The 21,595-nt window shown below is 66.9% G+C and carries 21 protein-coding genes and 1 pseudogene; 18 read left to right on the top strand and 4 right to left on the bottom strand.

All coding sequences use genetic code 11. The features are described 5' to 3' along the window. Positions 1-850: rhodanese-related sulfurtransferase (locus tag ACR2JA_RS09655; protein ID WP_434008872.1), on the top strand; the 850-nt coding region annotated here is incomplete at its 5' end. A 22-nt stretch (positions 851-872) separates the two neighbouring features. On the opposite strand, the gene ACR2JA_RS09650 is transcribed toward ACR2JA_RS09655, so the two are convergent. Beyond that, positions 873-2,009, bottom strand: coding sequence for an iron-containing alcohol dehydrogenase (locus tag ACR2JA_RS09650; protein WP_434008871.1), 1,137 nt, complete (start codon positions 2,007-2,009; stop codon positions 873-875). A 157-nt stretch (positions 2,010-2,166) separates the two neighbouring features. Between ACR2JA_RS09650 and ACR2JA_RS09645 the strand changes: the two genes are divergently transcribed. The 4 genes from ACR2JA_RS09645 (at position 2,167) to ACR2JA_RS09630 (ending at position 7,246) form a co-directional block, all read left to right on the top strand. Next, entirely contained in the window at positions 2,167-3,102 is a 936-nt protein-coding gene (locus ACR2JA_RS09645) for an alpha/beta hydrolase (RefSeq protein ID WP_434008870.1), read from the top strand. 95 nt (positions 3,103-3,197) lie between these two features. Beyond that, positions 3,198-3,917 carry a ZIP family metal transporter gene (locus ACR2JA_RS09640; protein WP_434008869.1) on the top strand — a complete coding sequence of 240 codons (720 nt, stop codon included), beginning with the start codon at positions 3,198-3,200 and terminating at the stop codon, positions 3,915-3,917. A 33-nt stretch (positions 3,918-3,950) separates the two neighbouring features. Next, positions 3,951-4,814, top strand: a complete 864-nt coding sequence (locus ACR2JA_RS09635) for a YbgC/FadM family acyl-CoA thioesterase (RefSeq protein WP_434008868.1) — start codon at positions 3,951-3,953, stop codon at positions 4,812-4,814. A gap of 140 nt (positions 4,815-4,954) precedes the next feature. Next, positions 4,955-7,246 (top strand): O-antigen ligase family protein, encoded by a 2,292-nt coding sequence (locus tag ACR2JA_RS09630; protein ID WP_434008867.1) that lies wholly within the window; start codon positions 4,955-4,957, stop codon positions 7,244-7,246. Positions 7,247-7,464: 218 nt separating this feature from the next. Here the strand turns inward: ACR2JA_RS09630 and ACR2JA_RS09625 are convergent, their stop codons facing one another. Together ACR2JA_RS09625 and ACR2JA_RS09620 are read right to left on the bottom strand one after the other, a co-directional pair. After that, positions 7,465-8,286 carry an NRDE family protein gene (locus tag ACR2JA_RS09625; RefSeq protein ID WP_434008866.1) on the bottom strand — a complete coding sequence of 274 codons (822 nt, stop codon included), beginning with the start codon at positions 8,284-8,286 and terminating at the stop codon, positions 7,465-7,467. Between the two features lie 19 nt (positions 8,287-8,305). After that, positions 8,306-9,235 carry a YgfZ/GcvT domain-containing protein gene (locus ACR2JA_RS09620; RefSeq protein ID WP_434008865.1) on the bottom strand — a complete coding sequence of 310 codons (930 nt, stop codon included), beginning with the start codon at positions 9,233-9,235 and terminating at the stop codon, positions 8,306-8,308. 119 nt (positions 9,236-9,354) lie between these two features. On the opposite strand from ACR2JA_RS09620, the gene mltG reads away from it, so the two are divergent. The 13 genes and pseudogenes from mltG (at position 9,355) to ACR2JA_RS09555 (ending at position 20,931) form a co-directional block, all read left to right on the top strand. Then, positions 9,355-10,362 (top strand): endolytic transglycosylase MltG, encoded by a 1,008-nt coding sequence (gene mltG, locus ACR2JA_RS09615; protein ID WP_434008864.1) that lies wholly within the window; start codon positions 9,355-9,357, stop codon positions 10,360-10,362. 5 nt (positions 10,363-10,367) lie between these two features. Then, entirely contained in the window at positions 10,368-11,045 is a 678-nt protein-coding gene (gene tmk, locus ACR2JA_RS09610) for a dTMP kinase (protein ID WP_434008863.1), read from the top strand. Next, entirely contained in the window at positions 11,042-12,064 is a 1,023-nt protein-coding gene (locus ACR2JA_RS09605; RefSeq protein ID WP_434008862.1) for a DNA polymerase III subunit delta', read from the top strand. The genes tmk and ACR2JA_RS09605 overlap by 4 nt, the downstream gene beginning before the upstream one ends. Positions 12,065-12,172: 108 nt before the next feature. After that, positions 12,173-12,544 (top strand): annotated as a pseudogene (locus ACR2JA_RS09600) (PilZ domain-containing protein). Between the two features lie 52 nt (positions 12,545-12,596). Beyond that, a complete protein-coding gene (locus ACR2JA_RS09595) occupies positions 12,597-13,406 on the top strand; it encodes a TatD family hydrolase (RefSeq protein ID WP_434008861.1) in 810 nt (269 codons plus the stop codon). 18 nt (positions 13,407-13,424) lie between these two features. Beyond that, positions 13,425-14,093 carry an ankyrin repeat domain-containing protein gene (locus ACR2JA_RS09590; RefSeq protein ID WP_434008860.1) on the top strand — a complete coding sequence of 223 codons (669 nt, stop codon included), beginning with the start codon at positions 13,425-13,427 and terminating at the stop codon, positions 14,091-14,093. 103 nt (positions 14,094-14,196) lie between these two features. Next, positions 14,197-14,685 carry a tripartite tricarboxylate transporter TctB family protein gene (locus ACR2JA_RS09585; protein WP_434008859.1) on the top strand — a complete coding sequence of 163 codons (489 nt, stop codon included), beginning with the start codon at positions 14,197-14,199 and terminating at the stop codon, positions 14,683-14,685. An 18-nt stretch (positions 14,686-14,703) separates the two neighbouring features. After that, complete coding sequence (locus ACR2JA_RS09580; RefSeq protein ID WP_434008858.1) at positions 14,704-16,215, top strand: tripartite tricarboxylate transporter permease; 1,512 nt, start codon at positions 14,704-14,706, stop codon at positions 16,213-16,215. A gap of 476 nt (positions 16,216-16,691) precedes the next feature. Beyond that, a complete protein-coding gene (locus tag ACR2JA_RS09575; RefSeq protein WP_434008857.1) occupies positions 16,692-17,546 on the top strand; it encodes a transporter substrate-binding domain-containing protein in 855 nt (284 codons plus the stop codon). A gap of 30 nt (positions 17,547-17,576) precedes the next feature. Continuing rightward, a complete protein-coding gene (locus ACR2JA_RS09570) occupies positions 17,577-18,278 on the top strand; it encodes an ABC transporter permease (protein ID WP_434008856.1) in 702 nt (233 codons plus the stop codon). Beyond that, positions 18,278-18,994, top strand: coding sequence for an ABC transporter permease (locus tag ACR2JA_RS09565; RefSeq protein ID WP_434008855.1), 717 nt, complete (start codon positions 18,278-18,280; stop codon positions 18,992-18,994). The genes ACR2JA_RS09570 and ACR2JA_RS09565 overlap by 1 nt, the downstream gene beginning before the upstream one ends. 37 nt (positions 18,995-19,031) lie before the next feature. Further along, positions 19,032-20,153 carry a succinylglutamate desuccinylase/aspartoacylase family protein gene (locus ACR2JA_RS09560; RefSeq protein ID WP_434008854.1) on the top strand — a complete coding sequence of 374 codons (1,122 nt, stop codon included), beginning with the start codon at positions 19,032-19,034 and terminating at the stop codon, positions 20,151-20,153. A 10-nt stretch (positions 20,154-20,163) separates the two neighbouring features. Next, complete coding sequence (locus tag ACR2JA_RS09555; protein ID WP_434008853.1) at positions 20,164-20,931, top strand: ABC transporter ATP-binding protein; 768 nt, start codon at positions 20,164-20,166, stop codon at positions 20,929-20,931. A 15-nt stretch (positions 20,932-20,946) separates the two neighbouring features. On the opposite strand, the gene ACR2JA_RS09550 is transcribed toward ACR2JA_RS09555, so the two are convergent. Next, positions 20,947-21,595: penicillin acylase family protein (locus ACR2JA_RS09550; RefSeq protein WP_434008852.1), on the bottom strand; the 649-nt coding region annotated here is incomplete at its 5' end.

Here is a 21,595-nt window from a genome sequence, read left to right as displayed (position 1 = left end):
GGCCAACGCCGTCAAGGGCACGCTGCTGCTGGCGCGCGAGGGCATCAACGGCACCATCGCCGGACCCGAAGCGGGCGTGCGCGCGGTGCTGGCGCACTTGCGGGCCGACCCGCGCCTGGCCAGCTTGCAACACAAAGAGTCGTGGGCCGACAAACCGCCGTTCTCGCGCATGAAGGTGCGGTTGAAGAACGAAATCGTCACCCTGCGCGTGCCCGGACTGGACCCGAACAAGACCGTGGGCCAGTACGTGAAGCCACAGGACTGGAACGCGCTGCTGGCCGACCCGGACGTGCTGGTGATCGACACCCGCAACGACTACGAGGTGGCCATCGGCACCTTCAAGGGGGCGGTCAATCCGGACATCAAGACCTTCACCCAGCTGCCCGCCTGGCTGGACGCCCAGCCCGCGCTGCAGGGCGACAAAAAGCCCAAGGTGGCGATGTTCTGCACCGGCGGCATCCGCTGCGAAAAATCCACCGCGCTCATGAAGATGCGCGGTTTCGACGAGGTCTACCACCTCGAAGGCGGCATCCTCAAGTACCTGGAAGAAGTGCCGCCCGAGCAGAGCACCTGGGAGGGCGAGTGCTTCGTGTTCGACGAACGCGTGAGCGTGGGCCACGGCCTGCAGCCCGGGCCGCACGAGCTGTGTCGCTCCTGCCGCTGGCCGCTGAGCGCGGCGGACAAGGCCTCACCGCACTACGTCAAGGGCGTGAGCTGCGCCCACTGCCACGACCAGCGCACCCCGGAGCAAAAAGCCCACCTGGCCGAGCGCCAGCGCCAGGTGGAACTGGCCGAAGCCCGGGGCGAGGTGCACGTGGGCGCGAAGATGCCCGATCACGGGCTGGACTGAAACAGTCGCCCGCCCGGCGCGCTCACATCGACGCTTCGAGCATGCCGCGGTAGTCGTCCACGCTGGCGATGCGCGGGTTGGTCTTGTGGCAGTGGTCGGCCAGCGCGCCTTCGATCACCTTGTCGAACAGATCCGGCGTCACGCCCATGGCGGCCAGGCCGGTGGGCAGGCCCAGGCGGGCGTTCATGTCGCGGATGGCGGGGCCCAGGTCGGCCGCGCTGCCCAGGCCCATGGCCTGTGCCATGCGTTCCAGGCGCCGGTCTTTCTGCACGCTCTCGGCCGCGGCGTTGAAGGCGATGACGGCGGGCAGGAACATGGCGTTGAGCGTGCCGTGGTGCAGGCGCGGGTTGACGCCGCCCAGGCTGTGGCTGAGGCTGTGCACGCAGCCCAGGCCTTTCTGGAAGGCCATGGCGCCTTGCATGGACGCGCTCATCATGTTCAGGCGGGCTTCGCGGTCCTGCCCGTTGCTGGTGGCGCGTTCGATGTGCGCCCAGCCACGCGTGAGGCCGTCGAGCGCGATGCCGTCGGCCGGCGGGTTGAAGGGTGCGGCCATGAAGGTTTCCATGCAGTGGGCGATGGCGTCCATGCCGGTGGCAGCCGTGAGCAGCGGCGGCAGGCCCAGCGTGAGTTCGGGGTCGAGCAGGGCGGTCTTGGGCACCAGGTGCCAGCTGTGAAAGCCCAGCTTGCGGCCGTCGTCCACGATGACGATGGCGCCGCGCGCAACTTCGCTGCCGGTTCCGGCGGTGGTGGGGATGGCGATCAGCGGCGGTACGGCCGCGGTGATCTTGGGCGAGCCGCCTTCGATGGTGGCGTAGGTCTTGAGCGGGCCTTCGTGCGCCGCGGCGATGGCGGTGCCCTTGGCGCAGTCGATGGCACTGCCGCCGCCGAGCGCGATCAGGCCGTCGCAGCCTTGGGCTTTGTAGATGGCCACCGCCGCGCGCACGGCCGCTTCGGTCGGGTTGCTGGGGGTCTGGTCGAACACCGCTGGCTGCCAGCCGGGCAGGGCGGCCAAAGCCTTGTCCAGCAGGCCCACGGCCTTCACGCCAGCGTCGGTGACGATCAGGGGGCGGCGGATGCCGGCGCGTTCGCACTCGGCGGGCAGTTGCGTCAACACGCCGAAGTCGATGAGGATGTTGGTGATGTACAGGATCTGCGCCATGGCTTGTCTCGCTCGTTGGGGGGGGATGGAAAACTATACGGGTGCTGCCCGGTCAGCCCAAGGTCGCAAACCCGTCAGCCGGTCACGCAAAAGACAGCCACAATGCCGGCCCATGTCATCGCACCACCCGAACCCCCGAACGCTTTTGAGTGCAGCCATGCGCGGCATGCTCGACCGCGTCGCCCGCGCCGGCCATGTGCCCATGTACGCGCTTTCACCGGCGCAGGCCCGTCTGTCCTACGAAGCGGGAGCCGGCGTGCTGGACATTCCGCCGCACAAGTTGCACCGCGTCGAAGACCTGAGCTTTGCCGCACGCGACGGCCACACGCTCCAGGCACGGCTGTACGCACCGGCGGCCGACCACCCGTTGCCCGTGCTGCTGTACTTCCATGGCGGCGGCTTCACGGTGGGCAGCGTCGCCACCCACGAACCGCTGTGCCGGCACCTTGCTCATTTGGCGCAATGCGCCGTGGTGTCTGTGGACTACCGGTTGGCGCCGGAATGGAAGTTCCCCACGGCCGTGCACGACGCCTGGGACAGCCTGGCCTGGCTGCGCGAGCACGCCACAGCCTTGAAGTTGGACGGCTCCAAAATCGCCGTTGGCGGCGACAGCGCGGGCGGCACGCTGGCCGCGGTCACCGCCATCGGCGCCCGCGACGCCGGCTGGCCGCTGGCGCTGCAGTTGCTGTTCTACCCCGGCACCGCCGGCCACCAGAACACCGCCAGCCACAAGACTTTCGACAAGGGCTTCCTGCTGGAAGAAGCGCACATCCGCTACTTCTTCAACCACTACCTGCGCGACCCGCAAGACCGCAACGACTGGCGCTTTGCCCCGCTGGACGGCGTGGACGCATCGGGCGATGTGCGCGACCTGGACGGCGTCGCCCCGGCCTGGATCGGCCTGGCCGAATGCGACCCGCTGGTGGACGAAGGCGTGGCCTACGCCGACCGCCTGCGCATGGCGGGTGTGCCGGTGGACCTGGAGATCTACCCGGGGGTGGTGCACGGTTTCATCCAGTTCGGCAGGGCGATCCCCACAGCTCTGACCGCCCACAACGACGCCGCGCGCGCGCTGCGCCATGCCTTCGGCTGATCGGGCGGTTGGCTAAGGCGCGGTTAATGCGCACCGGCTAGGCTGTTCGGTTGTACTCCAGCTCCCGCGGTCCCGCTGTCCACCCAACCAACACCATGAACCGTCACCAGCTCCTCATCATGGCCGTCCCGGCGGCCGTAGCCACCGCCGGCGGCGTGCTTGCCGCCCTCTGGAACCCATCGCACCAGTTCCGCAGCCTGGTCCAGCATTTCGCGGCCGGGGTCATCCTGGCCGCGCTCGCGGTGGAGTTGCTGCCGGACATCGCCAGCGAGCACGCGAGCGCTGGCGTCGTGATCGGATCGTTCGCCCTGGGCAGCCTGTTCATGTACGGTATCAAGCTCTGGACCCTGCGGCTGGAACACGGCGCCGAGGCCAGTCACGCGGCACAAGGCCTGAGCCTGGGCCTGCTGCTGGCGACGTTCATCGACGTGGCCACGGACGGCTTCATCATCGGAGCCGGCTTCGCGGCGAACGGTGAAGCGGGGACGATTCTCGCGCTCGGCCTGTCGGTCGAATTGCTGTTCCTGGGGCTGGCGCTGGCGTCGGACACCGTCAAAGGCTGGCGGGTGATCGGCCTGTCGGCCGCGCTGGGTCTCACTGTGCTGGCATTTGCGGCGCTGGGCAGCGTGCTGCTGGCAGGCGCCTCGCAGCAGCTGATCGGCGGCGTGCTCGCGTTCAGTGCGGCCGCGTTGTTGTACCTGGTGACCGAAGAGCTGTTGATGGAGGCCCACACGGTCGAAGAAAAACCGATCTCGACCCTGGTGCTGTTCGCCGGCTTTCTGGCGTTCTGGAGCATCCAGCTGGCCGCCAAATAATCGGGCTTTGCCGCCCATGATGGAGCACAAGACATGACGCTCAAGCGATCCGACTTCCGCTTCTTTCACCGACTGCGTGTGCGCTGGGCCGAGGTGGACATGCAGAAAATCGTCTTCAACGCCCACTACCTGATGTACTTCGACACCGCCATCGCCGACTACTGGCGGGCCCTGGCGCTGCCGTACCAGGAAGCCATGGACAGCCTGGAAGGCGACCTGTACGTGGTCAAGGCCACGGTGGAGTTCCATGCCTCGGCGCATGTGGACGACCAGATTGAGGTGGCCATGAAGTGCAGCCGCATCGGCACCTCGTCCATGACCTTCACCGGTGCCATCTTCCGGGGCGACCAGCACCTGATTTCCGGTGAGATCGTGTATGTGTTTGCCGATCCGGCCACGCAAACCTCCAGACCGGTGCCAAAGGCGCTGCGCGACATCCTGCTCGGCTACGAGGCGGGCGAGGCCGTGCTCGACCTCAAGGTGGGGACCTGGGCCGACCTGGGGCCGGACGCCCAGCGCATCCGCCACGAGGTGTTTGTGCAGGAACAAGGCATCCCCAAGGATCTGGAGCAGGACGCGGCCGACGGCCAGGCGCTGCACGCCGTGGCCTACAACCGGCTGGGCCAGGCCGTGGCCACCGGGCGCCTGCTGCCCGCGCAGGCCGGCACCGCACAGGTGGGCCGTCTGGCGGTGCACCGGGTGCTGCGCGGTGGCGGGGTGGGGCGGCAACTCTTGCAGGCCCTGACCGAAGCCGCACGGGCCCGGGGCGACCGCGAGCTGATGCTGCACGCCCAGCGCACTGCCGAAGGCTTTTACGACCGTCTGGGCTGGCAGCGCCGGGGCGAGCCGTTTGTGGAGGCAGGCGTGAGCCATGTGGAGATGGTCACGCCGCTGTGACCGGACCGCGCTCGCGCGGCCGGCAGGCCACGTGGAGCGAGCGACAATAGCGGACTTTTGTACTCGCCATGTCGGCGGGTGCGCCCGGCCGTGAGCACCCTGCCCACGACCCATGCTTCTGTCTGCTGACCTGCTCTCCCATGGCCAAGAAAAAGCGCAACACGCCACCCGTCGGTGGTGCCACCCCGTCCCCCCGTCCGGCGCCGGTTGCACCGCCCCCCGCGGCCAGTCCAGTCGCACGCCAGACCGGCGGCCCGACGGGTGCGACAGGGCTGCCGCTGCCGACCGAGGTGCTCAAGGGCGACTGGACCGTGGCCCTGCTGGCGCTGATGATGTTCCTGGCGCCCGCTCTGGGCGTGCCCAACGAGCTGATGCTGCAGGACACGCTCAAGTCCATCGTGGTGTCGTTCGCCGTGCTGGCGGCCGCGCTGTTCTTCTTCTGGAACCAGCGCAACCGCGACACCGCGCTGCGTTGGCACGCCCTGGTCTGGCTGCCGCTGATGCTGACCCTGTACGCGCTGGGCAGCATGGTCTGGTCGCACACCTACCTGGCCGGCGTCGAGGCGATCCGCTGGTTCATCTTCACGCTCATCGTCTGGCTGGGCCTGAACACGCTGGACCGCGAGCGCATGCCGCTGCTGGCCTGGGGCATCCACACCGGCGCCTTCGTTGCCTCGCTCTGGACCGCGCTGCAGTTCTGGACCGACATGTCCTTTTTCCCGCAGGGCCCCAACCCGGCGTCGACCTTCGTCAATCGCAACTTCTTCGCGGAATTCCTGGTCTGCACGCTGCCGTTCTCGGTCTGGCTGCTGGTGCGTGCCCGCAACAGCGCCACGGTGGCGCTGCTGGCGTTTTCGCTCGGCTTCAACCTGGTGGCCATGTTCATGACCGGCACGCGCTCGGCGTTGTTGGCGCTGCTGGCGCTGGCGGTGGTCACGCCGGTCATCCTGTGGCGCTATCGCGGTCAACTGGCCTTCAAGGGCTGGGAGTCGGGCACGCGCATCCTGGCGGCCGGGGTGTTGCTCATCAGCGTGCTCGGCCTGGGCCTGATCAGCACCGGCAACCCCAAACTGATCGAAGAAAACCGGCTCGAAGGCCGCGGTCTGAACGCGCTGGAGCGCAGCTTTGCCCGCGCCAAGTCGATGACGCAGACCGAGGAATACACCGAGCGCTCGTTCTCGGTGCGCTGGGTCATGTGGAAGGCCACCGGCCGCATCATCCATCAGCGCCCGCTGACGGGTGTGGGGGCCGGCGCCTGGGAAGTGGACATTCCGCTCTACCAAGATGAAGGCTCGCAGCTGGAAACCGACTACTACGTGCACAACGAGATCCTGCAGCTGCTGGCCGAATACGGGCTGGTGGGCTGGATCTTCCTGCTGGCGCTGGTGGCCTATTTGCTGCGCGCGGCCTGGCGCACCTGGGGTCTGCAGGCGACGTCGGATGAACGGGAAGAAGGGTTGCTGCGCGCGGTCACGCTGGCCGGGCTGCTGGCGTTCCTGATCGTCAGCAACGCGGGCTTCCCGTGGCGCATGGCCAGCACCGGCGCGCTGTTCGCACTGTTCCTGGCCATCCTGGCCGCGTCCGACGCACGCCTGGCGCAGCGCGGCTGGACCGCCGCCGCCCGCCTGCCGTGGAAGCCGGTGTTCTCGCAGGTGGCGGCGGTCACCGCCATGGGCTGTCTGGCGCTGGCGAGCTTCATCACCCAGCAGGCCGCGGCCAGCGAGAGCCTGATCGTGCGCGCCACCAAGATCGCGCTGCTGGTCAGCCAGTCGGGCGACTACAACAACCCCAAGTGGATTCCGCAACGCGAGGAGATGCTGCGCCTGATCGAAGAAGGCATCGCCATCAACCAGCACTACCGCAAGATCACGCCCATGGTGGCGGACGAACTGGCCAAGTGGGGCGACTGGAAGAACGCGGTCTGGATCTGGGAATCGGTGCTCGGTTCACGGCCGTACGTGGCCGCCATCATGACCAACGTGGCGCGCGGCTACGCCCAGATGGGCGAGCCGGACAAGTCCATGGCCATGCTCGAACGCGCCAAGAAGATCCAGGCCAACGCGCCATCGGTGCGGTCGCTGGAGGTGATCCTGCTCAGCCGCAACGGCAACGAGCCCAAGGCGCTGGCGATCGCGCGCGAAGACATCAACGCCGGCAAGTACGACTACGACATGGTCAACACCGGCTTCGTGCTGGCCATGCGTGCGCAGGACTGGGACTTGGCGATCAAGTCGATTGAACTGCGCACCAAAGGCTGGCCGGCCACCAAAGCCGACGGCGACGCCAAGATCGGCAACGCCTGGATCGGCAAGGGCAACGTGGCCAAGGCCATGGAGTATTTCCGCGCCGCCCTGGCGGCCACTCCGCCCGAGCAGCGCCAGGCCATGCTCAATGGCATTCCGCCGGGCCTGTGGCCGCAATTGCAAAAGTGATGTAGCCCCCACGCTCCGCCGCTGCGCGGGTCGCTGCCCCCCAAGGGGGCTGACCTTGCTCGGGGCGGCCCTTCGCTGCGGTCGGTCGGCCCCCACGCCCCACCGCTGCGCGGGTCGTTGCCCCCCAACGGCGCTGGGCCCGCCTTGGGGGCGGCCCGGCGGCCGGCCCTGTTGCCCCCACGCCCCGCCGCTGATGCGGGGCACCTCCCGCACGCTCGTCACCAGCTCAGTTGGTGCCGGGCCGGCGCTGCAGTGCTCCAGCCGGCGGGCGAGTGGGTCCATTCGTGCAGGTCGATGCGGTGTCGGCTGTCATCGGCCTGTACGCGCATCACCAGGCTGCTGCGGGTACCGTAGCCGTGGTCCGGCGCGTGCACGAAAGGGCTGGACAAAGCGCGCTCCCAGTCCGGCGGCACACCGGTAGCGGGCAGGTCGGCCAGGGGACGTGGCCGGTCATCGGCCAGCGCGACCTGCAGCGGGGGCAACCAGGCGGCATCGGTGTCCAGCGCCTCCATGGCCTGGGACAGCGCCGTTTTCAGGCGCTGGGTTTTGGGCCAGGGTGTGTCCAGCGCCGCGTTGGACAGGCCATAAACACCCGCAGCCAGATCCTGCCGGTGCAGGGCGGCAGCGACATCGGTGTGGGGGCGGTCCGGATCGCGGTTGCACAGCCAGGTCCACTGGCCTCGGCGCAGGTCGCCCACCACCAGGTTGAATCCGCCATAGGCGCCGGGCTCCAGGCCGGTGGCGAAGGTGTTCAAGTCGCTGGAGCCCTCCAGCCAGCGGGTGGCCAGTTCTCCGCGGCTGCGCGCGCCTGGCCCCGGCTGGGCGCTGCGCACATTGGTCAGCAGTGCCACGCGGCCGGCTTCGCTGATGCCCAGCCAGGTGCCGCCGTCACGCTGGTCGCGCCCGGCCCAGATGCCTGCTGGTGCATCGGGCCAGCGGTGCAGCGGCGATGTCGGTCGATCAAAGAACTCGTCGCGGTTGCTGGCCAGCAGCAGGGGGCAGGCCGGGTGGGCGCCGATGGCAAACGCGATCAGGCACATGGCGCCGGTGCTCTGGCGCTCAAATGTCTTCGAGCAACGGGTAGGGCAGGGGCAACAGGCCCAGCGCTGGCCCGGTGGCGCTGCCGGCGTGCAGCGCACCATCGGTGGCCGCGCTGGTCTGCATCGAGACGATGGCGTTCCAGCCGCCGGCCGGGTGGGGCGCCGCCGCGGCCACGGTTCCGCAGGGTTGTTCTGCGTCACTGCTGTGAAAGACGTCCTGGCCCACCGACAGTGCCGCGTCGCTGGACACCAGGTAGGCCCGGCGTTTGAGCGTGCCGCGGAACTGGCTGCGCGCCACCACCTCCTGGCCGGGGTAGCAGCCTTTCTTGAAGTTCACGCCCCCCACCGATTCGTGGTTCAGCATCTGGGGCACGAAGGCCTCGACGATGGGCTGGCTCACGTGTGCGACCCCGCTCATCACCTCCAGCCAGTCCCACTGGGCGGCCTCCAGCGGTGGCAGGGCAGGGGCGGCCACGTCCACCGGCGCCACCCACAGCGCACGGCCCAGGCCCGCCGCCGGGTACAGCACCACGGTCTGGCTGCCGTCGGCGCCATCGGTCTTGCTCCAAGGCCGGGCCGCCGCATCGGTGCCGCTCAGGCCCCAGACCTGGAACGCATCGGTGGCGTCGCTCAGCTGCACCTTGGCCCGCAGCACGAACATGGACAGGCGCTTGAGCGTGGCGGGCAGCACGTCGCGGCCGCACAGCAGCAGGATGTCATCGTGTGCGCGCTTGAAGCCCACAAAGCTGGCCAGCAGACGCCCTTTGGCCGAACAGAACCCGGCCAGCCGGGCTTCTGACAGGCCCAGCAGCGAGAAGTCCTGGGTCAACTGGCCGTGCAGAAACTTGGCCGCCTCTTCCCCCTGGGCACGGATCACGCCCAGCGAACGCAGGGCGGTGGCGCTGGGGGTGTGGGCAATGGCCGGGGCGGTGGAAGCGGCGGTGGTCATGGTCGGCGGCAGGCGGTTGAAAACGGGTCAGCGATTATCATGCCCGGCGTCTTTCCCGGTTGCCGTGGCGGTGCATTGGCACCGCCGTCCAGCCCTTCCACCTTCCCCCGTTGTCCGCCATGCGTCTGTTCAAAACACTGCTGCTCGCCCTGACCGCCGCGGCCGTGCTGCTGGCGGGCGCGGCCGTCTGGTGGTTGCAGCGCCCCCTGGATATGAAGGCCGCCAACGGCGCCGACCTGCCGTTGCCGGTGCAGATCGAGGCGGGCTCGTCGGCCCGCGCTGCCGCGCAAACCCTGGTCGACGCCGGGGTGCAGACGCCGCCGCTGCTGCTGTTCGCCTGGTTCCGGCTGTCGGGCCAGTCGCGGTCCATCAAGGCCGGCCATTACGAGCTGGACGCCGGGCTGACACCTCGCAGCCTGCTGGACAAGCTGGTCAGAGGGGACCAGGCGCTGCGCAGCCTGACCCTGGTCGAAGGCTGGAACTTCCGCGAGGTTCTGCAGGCGGTGCGCCAGTCGCCCGACCTGGCGCAGGACCTGGAGGGCCTGAGCGCGGCCGACATCATGGCCCGCATCGGCTACCCGGGCCGGCACCCGGAAGGGCGATTCTTCCCCGACACCTACCGCATGGTGCGTGGCGCCAGCGCGGCCAGCGTGCTGCGCCAGGCCGCCCAGGCCATGGACCAGCGCCTGGCCCAGGCCTGGGCCCAGCGTGCGCCCGGCGCCGTGGTGCAAACGCCCGAGCAGGCGCTGATCCTGGCCAGCATCATCGAAAAAGAAACCGGTGTGGACAGCGATCGGGCCCTGGTGGGGGGCGTGTTCAACAACCGCCTGCGCATCGGCATGCGCCTGCAGACCGACCCGACTGTGATCTACGGCTTGGGCGAACGCTTCGACGGCAACCTGCGCAAGGCCGATCTGCTGGCTGACACCCCCTACAACAGCTACACCCGTGCGGGCCTGCCACCCACCCCCATTGCCATGCCCGGCTGGGCCTCGCTCATGGCCGCGGTGCAACCGGCGCAGACGCCCGCGCTCTACTTCGTGGCGCGCGGCGATGGCAGCAGCCACTTCAGCGCCAGCCTGACCGAGCACAACGCCGCCGTGCGGCGCTACCAGCTCCAACGATGACCCCCATGATCGCTCCATCCACTGGCCTGTTCATCAGCTTCGAAGGCATCGACGGCGCCGGCAAGTCCACCCACATCGCCGGGCTGGCCGATGCCTTCCGGGCCCAGGGCCGTACCGTGACGCTGACGCGCGAACCCGGCGGCACGCCGCTGGCCGAAAAGCTGCGCGCGCTGGTGCTGGGCGATGCCATGGACCCGCTGACCGAGTCGCTGCTGGTGTTCGCCGCACGGCGCGACCACATGGTGACGGTGATCGAACCGGCCCTGGTCCGTGGCGAGGTGGTGCTGTGCGACCGCTTCACCGACGCCACCTTCGCCTACCAGGGGGGAGGGCGCGGGTTCGATCTGACCACCTTGAGCACGCTGGAACGCTGGGTGCAAGCCGTGCCCGCGCTCGCCGATGGCACCATTCGACAGCCCGACCTGACGATCTGGTTCGACCTGCCTGCAGCGATAGCCGCTGCGCGCCTGGCTGACGCCCGCGCGCCCGACCGCTTCGAGGCCCAACCCGTTGCGTTCTTTGAGCGCGTCATCGCCGGCTACGGGGCCCGCGCCACCGCCCAGCCTCAACGGTTCGCTCGCATCAACGCCGACCAGCCGCGCGAACAGGTCTGGCAGGACGTGGCTCAGGCTGTGGTGACACGTGGCTGGCTCGCAAAGCTGCCCCAAGGCGGTGCCGCATGAGCCGCGCACCCTGGATCCAGCGCCAACTCACACCGCTGCTGGCCCAGCGTGGCCACGCCTGGCTGCTGCAAGGCCCGTCCGGCCTGGGCCAGTACGAACTGGCGCTTTCGCTGGCCCAGGCCTGGCTGTGCGAGCAACCGACGGCGGACGGTCCTTGTGGGACCTGCGGCAGCTGCCACCTGATCGGCAGCCACGCCCACCCCGACTTCGTGGTGCTCATGCCCGAGACCGTGATGCTGGAGCTGGGCTGGCCGCTGCCCGAGGCTGCGCAGAAAGAGATCGACGACAAGAAACGCAAGCCCAGCAAGGACATCCGCGTCGAGGCGATGCGCGACACCGTGGCTTTTGCCCAGCGCACCAGTGCCCGCGGGCGCGGCCTGGCGGTGCTGGTGTACCCGGCCGAGCGCATGAACCACGTGACCGCCAACGCGCTGCTCAAGACGCTGGAAGAGCCGCCGGGCGACACGCGCTTTGTGCTGGCCTGCGAGTCCACGCACCAGCTGCTGCCCACCATCCGCAGCCGCTGCCAGGGCCACGCCATGGTCTGGCCGACCGAAGACGAGGCGCTGGACTGGCTGCTGCAACAGGCCGCAGCGCGCGGGGCCAGCGCGCCCAGCCGGGACCAGGCCAGGGTCTGGCTGCAGGCCGCCGGTGGCAGGCCCAGCGACGCCCTGGCCTGGGGCGCGGGCGGGCTCAACGCCAAGACCTGGGCTGAACTGCCGGCGGCGCTGGCGCGCGGCGACTGGGCGGCCATGGGCGACTGGCCCGCCGCGCAACAGCTAGAGGTGCTGCAGAAGCTGTGCCACGACCTCATGGCCCACGCAGCCGGCGCGCCCACCCGCTACTTCCAGGCCGACCAGCTGCCCGCTGCGCCGCGCATGGCGCTGCTGGCGGCCTGGTCCAAAGAACTGATGGCCGCGGCCCGCACCGTGGAACATCCGTTCAACGCTGGCCTGATGCAGGAAGCCTGGGCCGTGCGGACCCGCCAGGTGCTGCGCGCCCGACCAGCGCGGCCCTGATGGGGCGTGCGAACCCGCCGCCACCGGACGCAACCCACGATCTGCGGGGTCAACCTCAGGTTGTTGCAGGGCTTGCGACCGGGCTTTGCCGCTAAACTCCGGCGACATATGAGCACTTCTTCCACTCCTTCGGCGGCGTCAGCACGCCCGAGCGTGATCCAGCTCTCCATCAAGGAGAAGGCCGCGCTGTACGCGGCCTACATCCCGCTGTTCGCCGACGGGGGCATCTTCATCCCGTCTTCGCGCGACTACCGCCTGGGTGATGATGTGTATGTGCTCCTGAGCCTGCCTGTCGACCCGCAACGATAACCGGTGGCCGGCAAGGTCGCCTGGGTCACACCAGCCAAATCGCAGGGCGGACGCACCCAGGGGGTGGGCATCCGTTTCCCGGCCGACGAAAAGTCGCGCCAGCTCAAACTCAAGATCGAAGAGATCCTGGGCACGGCGCTGGGCTCGGACAAGCCCACCCAGACCATCTGAACATTCGACCCGCGCTGCCAGGGCAGGGCAGCGCTGCCTTTATGCTCGGTGGATGTTCACCGATTCCCACTGCCACCTGAGTTTTCCCGAGCTGCGCGAGCAGCTGCCCACCATCCTCGACGCCATGCAACTGGCGCAAGTGGACCGGGCTCTGTGCATCTGCACCACCCTGGAAGAGTTTGACGAAGTGCACGCGCTGGCCACCGGCCATGCGCAACTGTGGTCCACCGTCGGCGTGCACCCCGACAACGAGGGCGTGCGCGAACCCAGCCTGGACGACCTGCTGACCCGCGCCGCACTGCCGCGCGTGGTCGGCATTGGCGAAACGGGCCTGGACTACTACCGCCTCAACGGTCGCAGCGTGGCCGACATGGCCTGGCAGCGCGAGCGCTACGTCACCCACATCCAGGCCGGCCGTCAGACCGACCTGCCGCTGGTGATCCACACCCGCAGCGCATCCGACGACACCCTGGCCATCCTGCGCGAAGCCGGGGGGCTGGGCAGCGGGGCCAACGCAGGCCTGCCCACCTCGCGCGGTGTGTTCCACTGCTTCACCGAAACCGAGGCGGTTGCGCGCGCCGCGCTCGACCTGGGTTTCTACATCTCGTTCTCGGGCATCCTGACCTTTCGCAACGCGGCCGACCTGCGCGAGGTGGCCCGCTTCGTGCCACTGGACCGCACCCTGATCGAGACCGACAGCCCGTACCTGGCGCCGGTGCCGTACCGCGGCAAGACCAACAACCCGTCTTATGTGCCGCACGTGGCGCAGCAGATCGCGGAGATCAAGGGCATACCGGTGGAAGCAGTCGCCCGGGCCACCAGCGCCAATGTGGACCAGCTTTTCACACGCATCAGCGCCTGAATTCACATGAGGTGTCACATGAACAAATGGCGAAAGCTGCTTGTATTGGCGGGATTTTGTTCTGCTTTCTCCGCTGCCCATGCCGGTGCGTTCGAGGACTTTTTCGCCGCCACGCGGCGCGACGACGAGTCCACCGTCGTCAAGCTCGTGCTGCGGGGTTTTGACCTCAACACCCGGGACGAGCAGGGCAACCATGCGCTGCTGGTGGCGATCCGCGAAGGCTCGCTGAAGGTCGCGGACTTCCTGCTGGAGCAGCCGCTGGTGCAGGTCGAAGCCCGCAATCCGCGCGGCGAAAGCCCGCTCATGATGGCCGCGATCAAGGGCCATCTGCCACTGGCCAAGCGGCTGATCGAGCGCAAGGCCGAGGTCAACAAACCCGGCTGGGCACCGCTGCATTACGCCGCGTCCAACCCCGAACCGGTGGGGCTGGAACTGGTGCGCCTGCTGCTCGAACACCACGCCTACATCGACGCCGAATCGCCCAACAAGACCACCCCGCTCATGATGGCCGCCAAGTACGGCTCGCCAGCGGTGGTGCAGCTGTTGCTGGAAGAGGGGGCCGATGCGACCCTGAAGAACGAGCAGAACCTGACCGCCCTGGACTTTGCCCAGCGTGCTGAGCGCAAGGACGCTGTCCGGCTGCTCACGGCGGCACTGCGGTCCCGGCAGCCGACCGGCACCTGGTAAGGCCTGCCTGTCACCAACGGCACGCCCGTAGGTGTAACCCACATGGAGCACAGTGCCAAAGGCCCACAGAATCCGCGGTGATCTAACTACAAAGGAGATAACCGTGGCCTTGGCCAGTCAGAAAGATTTTGTGTCCGGTCTCATGTTCATGGCGGTGGGCGGCTCGTTCGCCTGGGGTGCTGTGAGTTATGAAATCGGCGATGCCGCCCGCATGGGTCCCGGCTACTTCCCCTTCATGCTGGGCCTGATCCTGGTCTTGCTCGGGTCGCTGGTCACCTTCAACGCCTTCAAGTCCGGCCCGCCCGGTGGCGACAAGATCGGCGCCGTCGCTTGGCGCCCGCTGGTGTTCATCCTCGGCGCCAACCTGCTGTTCGGTGCGCTGCTGGTGGGCATTCCCGCCTTCGGTCTGCCGGCCTCTGGTCTGATCGTGGCGATCTTCGGCCTGGTGATCATGGCCGGCTACGCCCGCGAAGGCGCAAAGCTCAAAGAATCGCTGATCCTGGCCGCCATCCTGGCCGTGGGCAGCTACCTCGCTTTCGTGAAACTGCTGAACCTGCAGTTCCCGGTCCTGCCCTGGTTCCTCGCGAACTGAACACGAGGAGACACGCACATGGATCTCATCAACAACCTCGCGCTGGGTTTTGGCGTTGCCTTCACCCTGCAGAACCTGCTCTACGCCTTCATCGGCTGCCTGTTGGGCACGCTGATCGGCGTGCTGCCTGGCATTGGCCCACTGGCCACCATCGCCATGCTGCTGCCGGCCACCTACGGCCTGCCGCCCGTGGCCGCGCTCATCATGCTCGCCGGTATTTACTACGGTGCGCAGTACGGCGGCTCCACCACCGCCATCCTGGTCAACCTGCCCGGCGAATCGTCGTCCGTGGTGACCGTGATCGACGGTTACCAGATGGCGCGCAAGGGCAGGGCAGGCCCTGCTCTGGCCGCTGCCGGCCTGGGTTCGTTTTTCGCCGGTTGCGTGGGCACGCTGATCCTGGCCGGATTTGCCGCTCCGCTGACCGAACTGGCGCTGGAGTTCGGCCCCGCCGAATACTTCTCGCTCATGATCGTCGGCCTGATCGGTGCCGTGGTGCTGGCTTCCGGCTCGTTGCTCAAAGCGTTGGCCATGATCGTCCTGGGCCTGCTGCTGGGCCTGGTCGGTACCGACGTAAACTCCGGCGTGGCGCGCTACAGCTTCGACATTCCGGAACTGACCGACGGCATCAGCTTCCTGGCGATTGCCATGGGCGTGTTCGGCTATGGCGAAATCATCAGCAACCTGTCGCAGCCCGAGGAAAGCCGCGAAGTCTTCACGGGCAAGGTCAACGGCATCATGCCGACGAAGGAAGACTTCAAAAACATGATCCCCGCCGTGCTGCGCGGTACCGCACTGGGTTCCGCACTGGGTATCCTGCCCGGCGGTGGCGCGCTGCTCTCGGCTTTCACGGCCTACACCATCGAGAAGAAGACCAAGCTCAAGCCCGGCGAAGTGCCGTTCGGACAAGGCAACATCCGCGGTGTCGCGGCGCCTGAAGCCGCCAACACCGCCGGTGCCCAGACGTCCTTCATTCCGCTGCTGACCCTGGGCATCCCGCCCAACGCCGTGATGGCGCTGATGGTCGGTGCCATGACCATCCACAACATCCAGCCCGGCCCGCAAGTCATGACCCGCAACCCCGAGCTGTTCTGGGGCCTGATCGCTTCGATGTGGATCGGCAACGCGATGCTGATCATCCTGAACCTGCCGCTGATCGGCATCTGGATCAAGCTGCTGACCGTGCCGTACAAGTGGCTGTTCCCGGCCATCGTGCTGTTCTGTGCCATCGGGGTGTACTCGACCAACAACAACAGCTTCGACATCTGGATGGTGGCCTTGTTCGGCCTGATCGGCTATGGCTTCATCAAGCTCGGCTGCGAACCCGCGCCGTTGCTGCTGGGTCTGATCCTGGGTCCGATGATGGAGGAATACCTGCGCCGTGCGCTGCTGATCTCTCGCGGCGACTGGTCGGTGTTCGTCACGCGTCCACTGTCCGCCAGCCTGTTGTTCGTTGCAGCGGTTCTGCTGGCGGTGGTGCTGATGCCCTCGGTCAAGAAAAAGCGCGAAGAAGCCTTCGTCGAAGACTGACCCTGTCTGCGATCGAAACCGAAACCCGACAGGTTCAGGCCTGTCGGGTTTTTTTCTGAGCCATTCAGGATGGGCCATCGGGTCGCGGTTTCCTCAACGTAAGGGTCAAAGCATGGCAATGCCTTCGCCTGTAGCGACAGTTGCCTCCACGGCCCGGCGGATCGGGGAACGCATCTGTGCGGGCAAGTGCGTGGCCAAAGAGGACGTCTCGGTGACCAGAATTCTTTGGGATCGATGACCACAAAGTGGATTTCTTGGGTGATGTGGTAATGTTCTACGATGTATATTATGTAAAGTAAAATAGCTATAAAAATCTCGGCTTGAATATTGCTGAATCACCCAGGCTTTTCCGAGGCCCATGCGGGGAAACACCAGTTTGGTGCTTCCCGAAAGTGGACGCACCAGACCTACAATCTGAAGGCTCGACAGGAGTCCAATCCGGTCGACCCCATCACCTTTTACAAGGACCATTGACGATGAAGTACGCACTGTTTTCCCTGAGCCTGATCGGCGCAGCCAGCCTGGTGGCCTGCGGCAAGTCGGAGCCGCCTGCCGCCCCCGCCGCAGCACCCGCGGCAGCGGCTGCTCCGGCCCCCGCACCGAGCCAGTGGCCCGAGCTGCGTGTGGCCATCGACCCCACCTACAAGCCCTTCACGTACAAGACAGACGCTGGCGAGCCGGCTGGGTTTGACGTCGACGTCGCCAAGGCGCTGTGCGACGAACTCAAGAGCAAGTGTGTGTTCGTGGAACAGGCCTGGGACGGCATGATCCCCGGCCTGCAAGCCAAGAAGTACGACGCGATCATCTCGTCGATGTCGATCACCGAAGAGCGCAAGCAGGCCGTGGACTTCACGGGCAAGTACTACAACACGCCGTCGTGCGTGGTGGTCAAAACGGCTCTGAACCTGGGTGCAGAAGCGGCCGCTTTCAAGGGCAAAAAGCTGGGCGTGCTCAAGGCCTCCACCCAGGAAAAGTACGCCATGGGTGAACTCAAGGCGGCTGGCGCCACCATCGTTCCTTACGACGCACAAGACCAGGTCTACCTGGACATCAAGTCCGGCCGTCTGGACGGCACCGTGGCCGATGTGGTCGAAGTCAACGGTGGCTTCCTGTCGACCCCGGATGGCAAGGATTACAGCTGCGCTGGCGGCCGCATCCCGGTCGAATTCGACGCCAAGTACTTCGGTGCCGGCGCCGGTGTGGCCATCCGCAAGGAAGACACGGCTCTGCGCGACGCACTGGACGCTGGCATCAAGGCGATCCGCGACAACGGCAAGTGGAAAGAACTGGCCGACAAGCACGTCCCTGGCGTGGACATCTGGGGCTCCTGAGCCTTTTGAGCACCCGGTGGCCACGATCCGATGACGACATACCTTCTCAGCATTCTTCAGGGACTGTTTGTCACCATCGGTGTGGCCCTGGGCGCCCTGGTCGTGGCGGCCATCCTCGGCCTGGCCGGGGCGGCCGCGAAGCTATCGCCTTACAAGGCGCTCAACTGGGTCGGCGATATTTACTCCACCGTGATCCGGGGCGTCCCGGATCTGGTGTGGATGCTGCTGCTGTATTTCGGCGGGCAGATCCTGGTCAATGACATCGCCGAGGCGTTGGGCTTTCGGCGTGGCCCTCAGATCAACCCGTTCGTGGCGGGTGTGCTGACCATCGGCTTCGTGTACGGCGCGTACATGACCGAAACCTTCCGCGGTGCCATCATGAGCGTGCCCAAGGGCCAGTCCGAAGCGGGCTGGGCGTTTGGCATGAGCCGCTTCTACACCTTCCGACGCATGGTGCTGCCGCAAATGGTGCGCTTCGCCCTGCCCAGCTTCACCAACAACTGGCTGGTGCTGCTCAAGGCCACAGCCCTCGTATCGGTGATCGGCCTGGCCGACATCACCAACCTCGCCAAGCAGGCCGGCGCCGCCGCACGCGGTCAGATCCCCGGCGCAGCCATCATCTTCATGGCCTTTGCGGGCGTGCTGTACCTGCTCATTTCGAGCATCAGCCTCTACCTGCTGCGCAAGGCGGAAAAACGGTACTCGGTCGGCGTGAAGCGGGGAGATTTCTGATGGACAAGTTCGCCATCATCTTCCAGCCACAAAACCTGGAGCTGTACTGGACCGGCTTCATCGCCACCCTGGAACTGCTGACCATCAGCCTCGTGGCGGGCGGTCTGCTGACCCTGCCCCTGACGCTGATGCGCGTGTCCAGCAGCAAATGGCTGTGGTGGCCGGTCTGGCTGTTCACCTACGTGGTGCGCGGCACGCCGCTGCTGATTCAGGTGTACTTCATCTATTACGGGATTGCCCAGCTGGAATGGGTGCAGGCTTTGTGGGACACGCACTGGCCCTTCACCTGGTTCAAAGACCCGTTCTTCTGCGCCGTGCTGGCCTTCACCCTCAACACCTGTGCCTACACGGTGGAGATGCTGGCCGGCGCCATCAAGGAAACACCCGCTGGTGAAATCGAAGCCGCCCAGGCCGCCGGCTACGGCAAATGGAACATGATGTTCCGGCTGGTGCTGCCCAGCGCCCTGCGCCGCACCCTGCCCGGCTATTCCAACGAGGTGGTGATGATGCTGCACGCCACCTCGCTGGCCAGCGTGGTGCCGGCACTGTACGACCTCACCAACGCGGCCTATTCCATCTACAAGACCTACTACCTCGCGTTCCAGCCCTTCATCGTGGTCGCGGTGCTGTACTTCGTGCTCACGTTTGTCCTGGTGTACGTCTTCCGCTTGCTCGAACGCCGCTTCCTGGCCTACCTGCGGCCCCAAGCCCATTGAATGGGCGGCAGGCCCTGCCCTGCGCCCGCTGCTCAAGATGCAACAGCAACTGCACCCTCTTCTCTCCCCCTCGCTGGGCACCCAGCGCCAACTGGTGAGCTGGCATTTCGGCCCGACAGGAACAGGCCGGAAGGTCTACATCCAGGCCAGTCTGCACGCCGACGAGCTGCCGGGCATGCTGGTGGCCGACCACCTGCGCGGACTGCTCGAAACGGCCGAAGCCCAGGGCGAACTGCTGGGCGAGGTGGTGCTGGTGCCGATGGCCAACCCCATCGGTCTGTCGCAAACGGTGATGCACCACCAGATCGGCCGCTTCGAGCTGGGCGCGATGGAGAACTTCAACCGCCACTACCCGGATTTCTTCAACCTGGTCAAAGACGTGGTGGCCGATCAGCTCGGACCCGATGCCCAGACGAACAAGCGCCTGATCCGTGCCGCCATGCGCCAGGCGCTGGACGCGCAGACGCCCACCACCGAGCTGCAAAGCCAGCGCCAGGTGTTGATGACGCTCTCGCACGACGCCGACCTGGTGCTGGACCTGCATTGCGACTTCGAAGCCGTGATGCACCTCTACGTCGAGCAACCCATGATCGACCAGATCGCCCCCCTGGCACGCTACCTCGGAGCCCGCGCCCTGTTGTGGGCGCGGGGTTCAGGGCCGCTGATCTCGTTTGACGAAGCCTTGTCTGGGCCTTGGTGGCGCCTGCAAGAACATTTCAAGGACCGTGCGCCCATCCCGCTCGCCTGCGCCAGCACCACGGTGGAACTGCGCAGCCAGACCGACGTGTCCGACGAACTCGCGGCGCAAGATGCCCAGGCCATCGTCCACTACCTGCTCGAACGTGGGGTGCTGGCGGGCCCGCCCCCTGCCCTGCCACCAGCCTTGTGCGAACCGACGGCGCTGGCCGCCACCGACGACATGCACGCGCCCCACGCCGGGGTGGTGGTGTTCCACCGCCAGCCGGGCGACGTGGTGAAGGCGGGTGACGTGCTCGCCCACATCGTGGACCCGCTCCACCAGCGCCGAACACCCATCAGCACCCGCACCGACGGCGTGATCTACGCCCGCCACAACCTGCGCTGGGCCACCACCGGCATGGAAATCTGCCGTGTGGCCGGCGCCGTCCCCATCCGCTCGGGCAACCTGCTCAGCCCCTGAAAATCTGCCAATGACCACCAAACTCGAAGCCCTCGACATCCGCAAAAGCTACGGCTCGCACGAAGTGCTCAAGGGCATTTCGCTGACCGCCAAAGCGGGTGATGTCATCAGCATCATCGGCTCGTCCGGCTCGGGCAAATCCACGTTCCTGCGCTGCATGAACCTGCTGGAGCGGCCCCAGCAAGGCCGCATCATTGTGGCCGGTGAAGAACTGCAACTGGTCACCGCCAAGGACGGCATGCTCAAGGCCGCCGACGACAAGCAGCTGCAGCGCGCCCGCGCCAAGCTGGCCATGGTGTTCCAGCACTTCAACCTCTGGTCACACTTGACCGTGCTGGAAAACATCATCGAAGCGCCGATGCACGTGCTGGGCAAAGGCAAGGACGAAGCCATGGCCACCGCGCGCAAGTACCTCGAGAAAGTCGGCTTGCGCAACGTGGAGGGCAAGTACCCCGCCCACATGTCGGGCGGTCAGCAGCAGCGTGTGGCCATTGCCCGTGCCCTGGCCATGGAACCCGAGGTGATGCTGTTCGACGAGCCGACCAGCGCGCTCGACCCGGAACTTGTGACCGAGGTGTTGCGCGTGATGCGCACCCTGGCCGAAGAAGGCCGCACCATGGTGGTGGTGACGCACGAGATGGGCTTTGCCCGCGAGGTGTCCAACCACCTGATCTTTCTGCACCAGGGCTGCATCGAAGAACAGGGCGTGCCGCGCGAGGTGCTGTCCGCGCCCAAGAGCGAACGCCTGGCGCAGTTCCTGTCGGGCAACCTGAAGTGACTGCTGACAGCCTGCTCACGGCGTGAGCGTCAGGCGGCTGGCCCAGACCTTGGGCGCCAGCTGCAGCGGCCGATATTGCACAGCGGCCCATTCGTCGGCCATATCCCGGTAGCGGCTAGAGAACACGTTGCCGCTCTGCCCGGTCTGATAGATGAAGCGCGATTGCTCCGGATCGGCCAGGTCGTAGATCGTGCGCAGGCTGGCCGCGTGGCGGTTGGCGTAGGGCGCGTCGGCTTTGTCCAGGTGGTACTGGCCCACGTTCACGGTGAACGGGTCGCCGCCGGTGGGTCGGCGCACATCGAACAGCCGCGCCAGCGCCGGCACATTGCCCAGCGGCTTGTGCACCGAATACGCCGGGTGGGCCGTGCCCCAGCGCCAGGCGTTCACGTCGCCGCCCTGCTGCTGCGAGAGCTGGTCCAGCGCACGGCCCAGCGCGGCCGTGCTGGCGACGGCGCAGCCGGTCGGCCCGCACCAGCCTCGGTCATCGCGGGTCAGGATGTCCTCCACCGCATTGCGGAACAGGCGCTTGCCGTAAAGGCCCTTGAACCGCTCCTGCCCCAGCTTGTCGCCGATCACGCCGCGCGTGAACTCGTCGAGCCAGGCGGTGAAGATCAGCGGTGCAGCGCTGTCTGCCTTCATCGCACCGTCAAAGTCTTTCAGGGCC

The organism is Hydrogenophaga sp., assembly GCF_051007235.1.
In the GTDB taxonomy this organism is placed as follows: domain Bacteria; phylum Pseudomonadota; class Gammaproteobacteria; order Burkholderiales; family Burkholderiaceae_C; genus Hydrogenophaga.
This window is presented reverse-complemented; position numbering and strand designations above follow the sequence as displayed.